The following is a 12544-nucleotide window of genomic DNA, read 5'->3' on the forward strand; positions in this document are numbered from 1 at the left end:
TATTCTATATATAATCATAACTGTTTTTTCTCAATTAGTAAAGTCTTTTAAAAGCATTTTAAGAAAAATTTGATTTTTAGTTTGGGAGTGCGTCATTATCTTGACATAAGAATACTGGTGCCACGCGGATGACACCAGTATTCGATAACAGCTATTTTATTGTTGCTTTACTAAAGCTTTAGTTTGCATACACCGATGTGAAGGTCTGCTGATTATCTGTTTAGCCTTTAGCCTTGCCAAAGCGCCAGGTTGCACCAATGCCGCCCATCATTTCGCCGCTGGAGCTGGACATGCTGAAGTTCAGCATGAAGTCTTTGTTCGGATAGTGGAAGAAGCCAAGAGCAATACCGGTTTTACCTTTGTACTGGCCTACGCCAACGGAGAATTCGGTAGGAGCTTCGGGGGAGTAGCCGATAGATTTCAGGGAAGCGATAGCAGCAGCCATTGCACCAACCTTATTTACGCGGGTATCCAGTTCGTCGATACGGTTATCAAGGCGGGCGATTTCGCCGCGGCGGATAGCAGCCTCTGCATTGAAGGCTCCAACTGCAGTGCCGTTGTACTCAGAATGAGCAGTCAGTTCTTGATCCAGATCACCGAGATAGCCAAGGTCGGAAAGTTTGATTTCGTTAGTGTTTTTGTCTTTGATTTTAACGTCGCCTCCTTCGGAAACGATGTCATCTTTAACATTCAGGTTCGCAGCAATATCTGTTGCGCCGTCAGCTGCTACAAAGAAATTGCCTTCTGCAGCGGAAAAAGTGCCATCAACTTCGAGTTTACCGTTAAGTTTAGAATCGCCGGTAACAGTCAAGGTATCTGTAGTAGTGCCACCGGCAACATTTAAACCGCCTTTAAGAGTAGCTTTATCAGTAACTTCGAGTTTGCCGTTAAGTTTAGAATCGCCGGTAACAGTCAGGTCACCTTGGAGGTTAGAATTGCCAGTAACAGTCAAGGTATCTGTAGTAGTGCCACCGGTAACATTTAAACCGCCGCCAACAGCTGCGTTGTTGGTAACGTTCAGGCTACCAGCAGTTGCAGCGCCGGTAACAGACAGTGTGTCTGTAGTAGCACCACCGGTAACTTCTAAACCTCCTTTGAGGGTTGACTTTCCTTCCGCATCAAGGGTAGATTTTACTGCTGTTGCACCATCAGCTGCTACAGAGAAGTTGCCGCCGGCAGCACTGATAGCACCATTTTCGCCTACAATGAATTGGCCGCCATCTGTACCAACTGCCAGTGTGCCTTTTACAGTCGCGTTTCTACTAACAGACAAATTATCATCTACAGTAATTTGGCCTGTGGTATGGAGACCTGTATTCACATAAATATTATTCATATTATCAGTTTGGATTTTTTGACCGTTTATAGTAATAGAGCCATTAGTGCCATCAATTGTAACTTTATCCAAATCAAGGTCGGTAATACGGGGGAACCCTGTAGATCCTCCTTTTACATATACTATATCACTTAGATTGCCTTTGTACAAACTCTCTGCGTACACCGGCCCACCATAAATACCGGCCAAAGCAGCAGTGCAAACCATAATGGCAACAATTTTTTTCGACATAGTCTTTTTCATAAAAATCACACTCCTCTGAAATTTTTTGTATTATGTGAGTTAAGCCTTTAGAGGAAAAAGATTTACAGCAACGTAGATATAAGTACATATTGGATAAGGAATATATTGTTCATTTTTTGCCGGATTCTTCATCCTCTCATTATAATTATTATAATATCGCGGTTTAACTACAGTCAAATAAATCAATTTATAAACATAGTTTATTAATTTAAAAGATGACTATATCTTATAAACTAAAAACGGAATTTCAAACGATAAAAAACAAGAAAATTAAGATAAAATTGACAAGCTATCAAGCGCAATTAAATTGTGAATTTTTACTGCTTTTTTCTACGTAGCTACAGTAAGGAATACCTTGCATTACTAGAAAGTAAAGATCAACCCGCCTAGCGGGTGGCTTTTATTTTTCGGGCATAGCCCTATCTTCAGCAGCCACACATAAATATGTCTTTTATTGGCCTGCCAGCCATGCAATTATTACTTGCTACCCATAAATGGATCTTTAGGATCAAATAACACTAACTGGTCCATTTCTTTATCTCGCTCCAATTGATTTGCTATGTATTCTTTTATTGCAGTAGTATTTTTACCTACTGTATCTACATAGTATCCCTTACACCAAAATTCGCGATTTCGATATGCAAATTTAATATTTCCAAACCGTTGAAACATCATCAGACTACTTTTTCCTTTTAAGTATCCTACGAAATACGAAACGCTCATTTTGGGCTGGATACTTAACAACAGATGTACATGATCTGGACATACTTCTCCCTCTATTATTTCTACTCCTTTCCATCCGCATATTGTTCTTAATATATACATTATCGCCAATCTTTTTTCTTCATAAAAAATTTTTCTACGATATTTGGGCGCAAATACTATATGGTACTTACAATTCCACTTGGTATGTGCTAAACTATTTACGATATTATCTTGCTTTTTCGGCATTTTAATGTTCTCCTAATGTGTTTTTTACTTTGACTGGCAGGTCATTAGTATATTAACACATTAGGAGCTTCTTTTCTTTGCTCACCGCTTAAGCTCTTTTTAACCCCGCCACAATGGCGGGGTTTTTGCATACAAAAAGCGCTGCGTCCAAAGGGACGCAGCGGCTTTAAGGATAGAACTGAAAAGCAGCTCGATTTATTTTACATTTTGGACTTCCGGGTGCTGCAGACATTGAAACATCATTTCTGCCAGAGAGCGCTTCAGAAGCTGATTGAATTCATCAACAGTGTGGTCGCTCAATGGCTTGCTTGCTGCCGGATAAGATTTTTTATTAGTGCCGAAAATCAGCTCATCCAGGCTGCATTTAAGATGTTGGGAGATACGGATGGCAATTGCCAGGCTTACGCCGGTCTTACCGTTTTCCAGATTGCTCATGTGGGTTTGGGAAATATTAATCGCTTTTGCCAGGCTTTGCTGAGACACCTGTGATTTGGTGCGCATTTGTTTGATATTGTTGCCGATAAGCTTGTAGTCAGGATTTACAGTTAAGCTTGCCATAATAACACCTCCAGCTGTTGTTTAACAATAGCATATTTTATCTTCATCGGTATGAACGCGAGCCGTTGCTTCGTCCTTCAAGTATATTATGACAGATTTATACCTGAATGTCCCTACACCAAATGGCGATTTCGGGTAGGATAGGGCAGTATTTTTATAAAAAAAAGACGAATTTTATTTACAAAATTTACTATTTGAATATCTTTATATTGTTAACTAATAATAAAAAATAGTAAACCAAATTTTGGCTGAATAAGGAGCCGAGTCAGCGGCATAAAGATAAGTTAGACTATGTCATCAGCTAAAGTTGCAAATGACAGCGCAACGTGTTATATTAAGGATAGATTATATGAAAATGAGGTGTATTATGCTTACTGCTGCTGATTTTGATCAACTGGGCTTTTGGGAGGATGCTACTCCGGAAGAAAATATTACGGTGTACGGTATGGATTTTGGCACGGATTATATTATGCTGACGGATGATTTGGGCAAAACACCGCTGGATGCCAAAAAGTTTATCGTTGTTGCTGCTTATGATGATGCTGACTGCTTTTTGTGGGGTGTAGAGCTGAAAAACTTTGCGGCACTCAAGGAGCTGTGCGCTCAATATGCACCCGGAAGTGCGGAGCTTTTTCAGGCGCTGAAGGAATATAAGCTGCCGAAGAAAAAATAAAACAGTGCAATACGGCAGGCTTGTTCTGCCAAAGAAAAAACTGCTGTCCTGCGTCTGTGACGCTAGGCAGCAGTTTTTAGCTTGCAGTAATTTATTCCATGGCGAAAACAGTATCAACGCTGGCTTTAATCGTAATTTCCTGCGCAGAGATGCTTGTTTCGGGGGCAACAGCTCTGTCGGATGCAGCCATCAGCTTCATGTTGCCATAGGAGCGCCCCATGCCGCCGCTGTAGGTGCTGATGTTGGCGCTCAGCAGCTTGCCGAGCGTGCGTCCGCCGGCATTGGCAACCACGGCAGCCTGCTGGCGTGCGTTTTCAACAGCCTGAGCCAGCAGTTTGTTGCGGTAAAGCTCTCTGCTGCTGACGCTGAAGGAAATATTATTGATTGTATCAACGCCGGCAGCACTGATTTTATCAATTACCGGACCAAGCTTGCTGATATCCTTGAGCTTGATGCGCACACTGTTGCTGGCGGTATAACCGGTGATTTTACCCTTGATATCGGTATCTGGATAAAGAGTATAGCTTGTTGTTGTAATATCATTACCCAGAATATTGCAGCCAAGAAGATTACGCTTAACACTATCCATTTTGGCGGCAGATGCGCTTGTTGCTTCGGCAGCGGTACGGCCCTTGCCATTGACATCAAAGCTGATTACGGCAGTATCCGGTGCCACCTCAATGCTTGCGTTGGCGCTGACGCTGATGCTCGGTGTATCAGGCTGTGCTGCCATAGCATTTGTACTGCCGATAAGCAGCAGGCAGACGGTAAGCAGGGCACAAAGCATTTGTTTAATCTTAGTCATATTTCTAACCTCCTGACTCTGATTTAATCAGCTTAATTATAGCATATAAATACAATTTTAACCTGAAAGACACAGAAAAAACACGAACCGGCAGGAGCATGACATTAATAAATAAAATGAAGCAGTTGCTTAACTTACTTACTTTTAACACTTACTGCCGTCAAAGCATTTTCTTAATGGTACAAATGTGCTATAATAAAAAACGCAATAAGAAGCAGGAGGTGCGCTTTATTTATGAAGAAAAAAGAGCGTGACAGGCTGCAGGTAGAATATATCTGTCCTGATTGCGGAAAACATTTGGCTTGGGCGCTGCCTACCGCTGCAATACAATGTCCGTGCGGACAGTGGGTGGATAATAACAATCGTTTAAAAGATAAGAGCGAGGTTTATCTGCCTTTAGACAGTGAGCAGACTGTACTTTTTTAATGGGGGTAAGAAACATGGCAACAATTTGGCAACAGGCTGAAGAATTAAAAGATGAAATGGTCGAACGCCGCAGAGATTTGCATAGACATCCGGAAACAGGCTGGACGGAATTCCGTACGGCAAGCATGATTATCGGTGAGCTGAAAAATCTTGGCTATGATGTTAAATTCGGCGATGACGTTATTGACGAAAAATCTATGATGGGCGTGCCGAGCGAGGCAGAGCTGGCTGATTATATGCAAAGAGCAATCAGCGAAGGTGCGGATCCGGAGCTGGTAAAGAAGATGGCAGGCGGCAAGACCGGTATCGTGGCAACTCTTAAAACAGATAAACCCGGTAAAACAGTTGCCTTCCGCTTTGATATGGACTGCAACGATGTAGAAGAGGAGCGCAGCGAGGAGCATCGCCCAGCTAAGGAAGGCTTTGCTTCCGAACATAAAAAGGCTATGCATGCCTGCGGTCATGACGGTCACGTAACCATCGGCCTGTCGGCAGCAAAGCTGCTTGCCGCCAATAAAGCACGTTTGGCAGGCACCATAAAATTGATTTTCCAACCTGCGGAGGAAGGTGTACGCGGTGCCTTCGCTATGATGAACGCCGGTGTAGTTGATGATGTCGATTATCTGTTCGGCGGTCATATCGGCTTCAAGGCTACTACAAACAACTGCCTGGTAACGATGACTGACGGTTTTCTGGCAACTACGAAACTGGATGCGGAATTTACCGGTGTGTCTGCCCACGCAGGCGCTGCTCCGGAGCAGGGCAAGAATGCTTTGTTGGCAGCAGCACAGGCTGCAATTTCCCTGAATACCATTCCCCGTAACAGCAAGGGCTCCAGCCGTATTAACGTAGGCGTACTCAACGCCGGCACCGGACGCAATGTTGTGCCTGATATCGCTGCTATTAAGCTGGAAACACGCGGTGCTACTACCGAAATTGATGAATACATGGTTACCGAGGCTAAGCGCATTCTTAATGCCTGCGCCGCTATGTATGACGTTAAGGTAAAAATCACCATGGCCGGGGCTGCACCTGCCTGCTTTGCAGACAAGGAGCTGGGCCATGAGGTAGCAGAGCTGATTGAGGAAAAATGTCATTATGACGAGGTTGTTGAATATGTGGACATGGGCGGCAGCGAGGACTGCGGTTACTTCATGGAGCGCGTACAGCAGCACGGCGGCCGTGCTCTGTATATGATGTACGGTACCAAAATCGCCGCAGGTCATCACAACAGTCACTTCGATTTCAATGAGGATTGCCTGTGGAAGGCTGCTGCTACCGTTACGGAAATCGCTGTACATTTCAGCAACAAGTAAATAATTAATCAAAACTGCCATGATTTTGCCATAATCTTATGCTATACTTATAAGCATAAACAAAAGCAATATCTTGGAGGCATATATTATGAAATCACTTAAAAAAATCGCTTTAGTATTTTCCTGCATGGCGCTGTTGGGTGCCGGCAGTGCTTTCGCCGCTGACGCGGCTCAATCCTCTCCCCTGGATGAGGTACAGGCAAATCCTGAGGTAATGCGCGCACCGGGAACCTATGTTACCCGTGGTGAAATCGTTGCTGTAGAGGATGGTATGTATGTTATTAAAGGCGAGGGCAGCAGAAATATGGTTGCAGCTATTGTTGACCGTGATACCTACGTTGTGGAGGGTGCCAGCGGTAAGCTGCGTCTGCCCTATGCTTTAAAGGAAGGCCAGAAGGTTACTGCTTATTATTCCGCAACCATGACACGCAGCATGCCGCCGCAAAGCCATGCTCTGGCGATTGTGATTGAAGACAGCGAAGAGCCTGCAAGCTTTTTTGAGGTAGCACAGGCAAGTCTTGCTAAGGATGGAAGCTATGTAACCGTACTCAACACCAATAATGATGTTATTGCAACGATTGATGCAGCTGCCTGCGCAGACTTCGCTAAGATTAAAAAAGGCGATAAGCTGCTTGTTTGGAGCAGCATGATGAGTCTGAGCTTGCCAGCTCAGACTCATCCTGAGAAGGTAGTCATACTTCCGTAAGGACGCGCAATAAAGCACAATAATAAATAACAAAAATATGAATTTGATTTGTAAAGAGGGTTAGTTAAAAAATGAAGATTTTTATGGATACTGCTAATGTAGAGGAGATTGCCAAATTTGTCGATTGGGGTGTTGTGTATGGTGTTACAACCAACCCGAGCCTGATTGCCAAAAGCGGCCGTACACAAGCTGAGGTTATTCCGGAAATTGCCAAGCTGGTTGCCGGTCCTGTCAGCGCTGAGGTTATCAGCACCGAATGTGACGGCATGGTAGAGGAAGCACGCAAGCTTGTAAAGATTGCGGATAACATCGTTATTAAAATTCCCTGCATCCCGGAAGGCCTGAAGGCAGTAAAAATTCTGAGCGCGGAAGGTATTAAAACCAATGTAACTCTGGTATTCAGTATGGCCCAGGCTTTGCTAGCCGCACGCGCAGGTGCCAGCTATGTCAGCCCGTTTATCGGACGCTTGGACGATATCGGTGAAAACGGTGTACAGCTGGTAGAAAACATTGTTAAAGCTTTTAAGCTTTATGGCATTACTACCGAAGTAATTGCTGCAAGCATCCGTAATCTGGAACACGTGGAAAAGGTTATGCTGACAGGATGCCAGATTGCAACTATTCCGACTAAGGTGTTGGAGCAGATGATTGTCCATCCGCTGACAGATAAAGGGCTGGCGCAGTTTATGGCTGATTATAAAAACAGCCTGAAATAAAAATCTTAGAATATTGTTACTGAGTCCGCAGCTTTAATTATAGTGAATAATTTTGGCTGCGGCTAGTTTTTCGTGAGTTTGAGGGAGGGGTTTGATGAACTTAAAAAAAGCTTTGCAGGCTTTTCTTGTTACTGTATCCTGTGGCGTGCTGAACATAGCAGGCGCACAGCAAAGACCGGTATTTATTCCGGAGGATTATGTTGCCGAGAAGGCGCAGGCGGATTTTGTCGCCAATGGACCGAAGCTGCTTTTCAGCGACAGTCCGGAAACTGTTTATAATAACGGTATACTGTACCGAGATAAGGTGGAGGGTGATGTACGTTTATTTCTGCATCATGTCAATGGTGTTGCCGGTAAGAAAAAGCTGGCGGTAATGCTGAAGAATACAGACAATCTGCGCCCTGTGACTTACAATGTAACACGCAGCGGTGTGGCAGGCTTTAACTATGATTATATGCGTGACGGCAAAAACTCTCAAAAGGAATATTTTGATGACAGCAGCCAGAAGCCGCAGGATGGCAAGCTGGGCTTTGGCCGCAGTCATGAGCTGCTCAGCGGTCGCGGAATTATTCTGCCGACAGATAAGCTGTATACGGCAACTATTGACCTGCACTTTGACAAGCCTGTTGAGGTAAGTGTACTGATGTGCGAAACAAAGAGTGATCTGGAGCTGTTTAACGAGGCTGCCGCAATTCAGCCGATGGATGAACATCCGCTGCGCGGTACATTTGAGGCTGCAGACTGGAACTATACGCTGAAAAAGCCTGTCAATGCGCCGGAAAAACCGCTCATGCTGGAGCTGGCAACGTCGCAGGAGGGCTATGCCAAGGGCGTTGATGCTACTACCGGACTGCCTGCGGAAAACTACGGTAACTACGGCGTTATCTATAAGGTAAACTTTACTGTTACCGGTAAAAAGCCTATCAGCTTTATTTTGAATCCGATCGGCGGACCATTTGCCGGCTATGGCGTACTGGAAAATAAAACTAAGGGTGAGCGTCAGCTGCTGGCATTACCGGAGAGCACGGTGTGCGTAGGGACAAAAATAGAGGAAGCCATTGAGCTTGGAAAGCTGAAAGCAGGAGAATACAGCTTTATCTGGTCTCCTCCCGGAGCCTCTAATCTGCCTGTGCAGTTAATCTGGGAGAAAACCGAATAAATGGTATAGGTTAACTAATACTGTCGGACAAAGTTCTGACAGTACTTTTTTTATATCTTGAATCAAGTGTTAATGAGAAGCATTTTCTATTCTTTGTTATGTTTTTTCTATATGAGTAATTTTAGAATTAAGAATGAATTGATTATCTGCTAGACAACAGCAAAAAAAGTAGAAATTTATTTGTGATTATTTTGTAGATTGGTACTAAAAATACTTGACAATTTTAACGGAGGGTGTATAATTCTAAATGAGAATTATTTTTGATAAAGGATGGTGAAAATGGCTAAAAGAAACACTATTCAAAGACAACTTGTTATCGCGGCTGTACGTTTTTTAGCAGATCACCCTACTGCTGAAGAAGTATATGACCGCATCACTATGGAGTATCCCGATATCAGCAAAGGTACCGTTTACCGCAACCTTAATTCTTTGGTTGAAAGCGGCCTGCTGAGCAAGGTTTCCGTTCCTAGCGGTGCTGATCGTTTTGATCATATTCTCGCAAGACATTATCACATCAAATGCACTGAATGCGGTAAGTTTATGAACGTAGAAAACTTTGATTATATCCCGGATATGGATGAAAAGGTAGCTGCTGTAACTGGCTACAAAATGAATCATCATGATATTGTTTTCAGCGGTATCTGCCCTGAATGCCAAAAGGAAATGGCAGAGCGCCCTGTAAGCGAAGAAGTTTTGGGTGATGACCAAAACTGATTCTAAGGCTATATAAGCTTTAGTTTGGGAAGGCTGTTGCGTCGTTTTCAAGAGGAGGAATTGAAAATGGATTTAAAAGGTAGCAAGACTGAAAAAAATTTGCAGACCGCTTTTGCCGGCGAGTCTCAGGCTCACACTAAGTACCAATATTATGCAAGTGCAGCCAAAAAAGAAGGCTATAACCAAATTGGCGCTATTTTTACCGAAACTGCCGGTAATGAAAAAGAGCATGCTAAATTGTGGTTCAAGGCACTGCATGGTGGCGCTGTTCCCCAGACTATTGAAAATCTGAAGGATGCAGCTGCAGGCGAAAACTATGAGTGGACCGAAATGTATGCCGAATTTGCCAAGGTTGCCAAAGAGGAAGGCTTTGATAAAATTGCATTCCTGTTTGAAGAAGTAGGCAAGATTGAAAAAGAGCATGAAGAAAGATATCGTGCGCTTTTGGCAAACATTGAGAATGACCGTGTTTTCCAACGTGAAGAGAAAAAGGTTTGAATCTGCACTAACTGCGGCAAGATTGTTATTGCTGAAAAGGCTCCGGAAAAATGTCCGGTATGCGACCATCCTCAAGGTTATTTCGAGCTGAAGGTAACCAACTATTAATTTGCTGAAGCAGAATTAATTATAGACGCTTTAAAAGGCTTTAATGGGGATTTCTGCGACAGAACGTAAAACAAAATAGCAGCATAAGAGGCAAACAGCGAGGCAAAAGCCTGCTGTCTGCCTCTTTTTTGCGTAAAGAAAAAAGCTGCCGCATTTGCGGCAGCCGGGCTGCGCCCTTTTCAGTAGAAAAGCAGCTGGGTTTTGTAGACAGCGCTGACGCCGGCGTTCAGGGCAAAAAGACAGCCAAGCGAAAGTGCTATGAGCAGAGCAGCTTCCTTGCTGTTTAACGGCTGTTGCTGGTGCATGGCACGGCTGATAGCCTTGCCGCATAAAACGATCAGCATGCCCAAAAGAAATAAAGAGAAAAATATATTCAGCATTATAATGGCTCCTTTTGTTATAAGCTGTTTACAAGCGGATAAATATTTATAGGATTAGTATACCACACTTTTCGTGAAATATGGTATACTATTATAGATATATTCAGCAAAATATCGCAGATTTAGATTCTGCCATGTTCCAAAAAGAGAAGGGTGATTAGTATGGAAACAAGAGTAGCTGTTATCTCTCTGATTGTAACGCAGCCTGAGGCTGTGGAAGAGCTTAACGCAATTTTGCATACCTACAGCAGTTATATTATCGGCCGCATGGGCCTGCCCTATCGCCAGAAGAATGTTAATATTATCTGCGTTGCCGTTGATGCACCGCAGGATATTATCAGCGCTATGAGCGGTAAACTGGGACTGCTGGCCGGTGTAAATACCAAAACTGTTTATTCCAACGTAATTGCCAAGGAATAGACTGCTGGATACAAACTATCTGACGGGAAAGATATTACTGACCTGTAAGGAGGAGACAAAATGTATAATGCAAAATCAATGAAGGCCGAAGAATTTATCTGTCATGAGGAAATCCTCGACACACTTGCTTATGCTGAGGCCAACAAAAACAACAAGGAGCTGCTGGAGCAGATTATTGCCAAAGCCAAGCTGCGCAAGGGCTTGAGCCATCGTGAGGCTAGCGTACTGCTTGCCTGCGAGGACGAAAAGCTGGTACAGGAAATGTTTGCTCTGGCTGAGCAGATTAAAAAGGACTTTTATGGCAACCGTATAGTGCTGTTTGCTCCGCTGTATTTATCCAACTATTGTATCAATCACTGCGTATATTGTCCTTACCATGCAACTAATAAGCATATCGGACGTAAAAAGCTGACTCAGGACGAGGTGCGTGCTGAGGTTATCGCACTGCAGGATATGGGCCATAAGCGTTTGGCGCTGGAGGCTGGCGAGGACCCGGTAAACAATCCGATTGAGTATATTCTGGACTGCATTAAGACTATCTATTCTATTAAGCATAAAAACGGCGCTATCCGCCGCGTAAACGTAAACATTGCGGCTACTACCGTAGAAAATTACCGTAAGCTGAAGGAAGCGGGCATTGGTACCTATATCCTCTTCCAGGAAACCTATCATAAGGAAAGCTATGAAAACTTGCACCCGCGTGGACCGAAGCACAATTACGCTTACCATACGGAGGCGATGGACAGAGCGATGGAGGGCGGCATTGATGATGTAGGCTTGGGTGTACTGTTCGGTTTGGAGCGTTACCGTTACGAATTGGCCGGCCTTTTGATGCATGCCGAGCATCTGGAGGCAGTACACGGCGTAGGTCCGCATACCATCAGCGTACCGCGTATCAAACGCGCCGATGATATCGACCCGGGTGTTTTTGACAACGGTATTGATGATGCAACCTTCTGCAAGATTATTGCTATTATCCGCATTGCTGTTCCGTATACAGGTATGATTATTTCTACACGTGAAAATCAGGCTGTGCGTGAAAAGGCACTGCATCTTGGTATTTCTCAGATTAGCGGCGGCTCGCGTACTTCCGTAGGCGGTTACACCGAGGATGTGCGCCCTACCGATACCGAGCAGTTTGACGTTTCTGACCAACGTTCTTTGGATGAAGTAATTGAATGGCTGATGGAGCTTGGCTTCCTGCCATCGTTCTGTACTGCCTGCTACCGTGCCGGACGCACAGGCGACAGATTTATGGAGCTGTGTAAGTCCAAGCAGATTCAGAATTGCTGCCATCCTAATGCGCTGCTGACGCTGAAGGAATATCTGGAGGATTATGCTTCTCCGGCAACAAAGGCTTTGGGCGAAAAACTGTTGCAGGCCGAGTTGCCGAATATTCCGCAGGAAAAGGTGCGTGAGGTTTGCCTAGAGCGTCTGCAAAAAATTGCTCAGGGAGAAAGAGATTTCCGTTTCTAAAATAAAAAAGACAAGCCTGCGCTCGCAGGCTTGCGTTGTAAATACTAAAAACCGCTGCA

Annotated in this window: 14 protein-coding genes and 1 pseudogene; 10 read left to right on the forward strand and 5 right to left on the reverse strand. The window is 44.1% G+C overall.

Annotated elements, in window-relative coordinates; genetic code table 11:
* Window positions 1-220: 220 nt before the first annotated feature.
* The 3 genes from M5E81_RS03045 to M5E81_RS03055 all read right to left on the reverse strand — a co-directional run bounded on the left by M5E81_RS03045 (window position 221) and on the right by M5E81_RS03055 (window position 3088).
* Complete coding sequence (locus tag M5E81_RS03045) at window positions 221-1579, reverse strand: YadA-like family protein (protein ID WP_249747841.1); 1359 nt, start codon at window positions 1577-1579, stop codon at window positions 221-223.
* A gap of 477 nt (window positions 1580-2056) precedes the next feature.
* Entirely contained in the window at window positions 2057-2530 is a 474-nt protein-coding gene (gene tnpA / locus M5E81_RS03050) for an IS200/IS605 family transposase (RefSeq protein ID WP_249747842.1), read from the reverse strand.
* A 195-nt stretch (window positions 2531-2725) separates the two neighbouring features.
* The gene (locus M5E81_RS03055) at window positions 2726-3088 is read right to left on the reverse strand and encodes a helix-turn-helix transcriptional regulator (protein WP_009145077.1); all 363 of its coding nucleotides are present in this window, start codon (window positions 3086-3088) and stop codon (window positions 2726-2728) included.
* Window positions 3089-3455: 367 nt separating this feature from the next.
* Between M5E81_RS03055 and M5E81_RS03060 the strand changes: the two genes are divergently transcribed.
* Window positions 3456-3761 carry a hypothetical protein gene (locus tag M5E81_RS03060; protein ID WP_040564802.1) on the forward strand — a complete coding sequence of 102 codons (306 nt, stop codon included), beginning with the start codon at window positions 3456-3458 and terminating at the stop codon, window positions 3759-3761.
* Between the two features lie 91 nt (window positions 3762-3852).
* Here M5E81_RS03060 and M5E81_RS03065 read toward each other — a convergent pair whose 3' ends face one another.
* Window positions 3853-4566, reverse strand: a complete 714-nt coding sequence (locus M5E81_RS03065; RefSeq protein WP_009144897.1) for an SIMPL domain-containing protein — start codon at window positions 4564-4566, stop codon at window positions 3853-3855.
* Between the two features lie 234 nt (window positions 4567-4800).
* On the opposite strand from M5E81_RS03065, the gene M5E81_RS03070 reads away from it, so the two are divergent.
* From M5E81_RS03070 to rbr, 7 genes and pseudogenes are all read left to right on the forward strand, one after another.
* Window positions 4801-4992 carry a TFIIB-type zinc ribbon-containing protein gene (locus M5E81_RS03070; protein ID WP_009144895.1) on the forward strand — a complete coding sequence of 64 codons (192 nt, stop codon included), beginning with the start codon at window positions 4801-4803 and terminating at the stop codon, window positions 4990-4992.
* Window positions 4993-5006: 14 nt separating this feature from the next.
* On the forward strand, window positions 5007-6308 hold the full coding sequence (locus tag M5E81_RS03075; RefSeq protein WP_249747843.1) for an amidohydrolase: 1302 nt from the start codon (window positions 5007-5009) through the stop codon (window positions 6306-6308).
* An 88-nt stretch (window positions 6309-6396) separates the two neighbouring features.
* Window positions 6397-7014 (forward strand): hypothetical protein, encoded by a 618-nt coding sequence (locus M5E81_RS03080; RefSeq protein WP_249747844.1) that lies wholly within the window; start codon window positions 6397-6399, stop codon window positions 7012-7014.
* Between the two features lie 71 nt (window positions 7015-7085).
* Window positions 7086-7730 (forward strand): fructose-6-phosphate aldolase, encoded by a 645-nt coding sequence (gene fsa / locus M5E81_RS03085; protein ID WP_009144892.1) that lies wholly within the window; start codon window positions 7086-7088, stop codon window positions 7728-7730.
* 94 nt (window positions 7731-7824) lie between these two features.
* The gene (locus M5E81_RS03090; protein WP_249747845.1) at window positions 7825-8889 is read left to right on the forward strand and encodes a copper amine oxidase; all 1065 of its coding nucleotides are present in this window, start codon (window positions 7825-7827) and stop codon (window positions 8887-8889) included.
* Between the two features lie 279 nt (window positions 8890-9168).
* Window positions 9169-9603 carry a Fur family transcriptional regulator gene (locus tag M5E81_RS03095; RefSeq protein WP_071585648.1) on the forward strand — a complete coding sequence of 145 codons (435 nt, stop codon included), beginning with the start codon at window positions 9169-9171 and terminating at the stop codon, window positions 9601-9603.
* Between the two features lie 66 nt (window positions 9604-9669).
* Window positions 9670-10209: pseudogene (gene rbr / locus M5E81_RS03100) on the forward strand (rubrerythrin).
* 179 nt (window positions 10210-10388) lie between these two features.
* Here the strand turns inward: rbr and M5E81_RS03105 are convergent.
* Window positions 10389-10589, reverse strand: coding sequence for a hypothetical protein (locus M5E81_RS03105; protein WP_009144888.1), 201 nt, complete (start codon window positions 10587-10589; stop codon window positions 10389-10391).
* A 162-nt stretch (window positions 10590-10751) separates the two neighbouring features.
* Here M5E81_RS03105 and M5E81_RS03110 point away from each other — a divergent pair, with 162 nt between their 5' ends.
* On the forward strand, window positions 10752-11009 hold the full coding sequence (locus M5E81_RS03110) for a TM1266 family iron-only hydrogenase system putative regulator (RefSeq protein WP_249747847.1): 258 nt from the start codon (window positions 10752-10754) through the stop codon (window positions 11007-11009).
* 60 nt (window positions 11010-11069) lie between these two features.
* A complete protein-coding gene (gene hydG / locus M5E81_RS03115) occupies window positions 11070-12485 on the forward strand; it encodes a [FeFe] hydrogenase H-cluster radical SAM maturase HydG (protein ID WP_009144886.1) in 1416 nt (471 codons plus the stop codon).
* The last annotated feature ends 59 nt before the right edge of the window (window positions 12486-12544 follow it).

Origin of the sequence: Phascolarctobacterium succinatutens, from assembly GCF_023497905.1 — a bacterium.
In the GTDB taxonomy this organism is placed as follows: domain Bacteria; phylum Bacillota; class Negativicutes; order Acidaminococcales; family Acidaminococcaceae; genus Phascolarctobacterium_A; species Phascolarctobacterium_A succinatutens.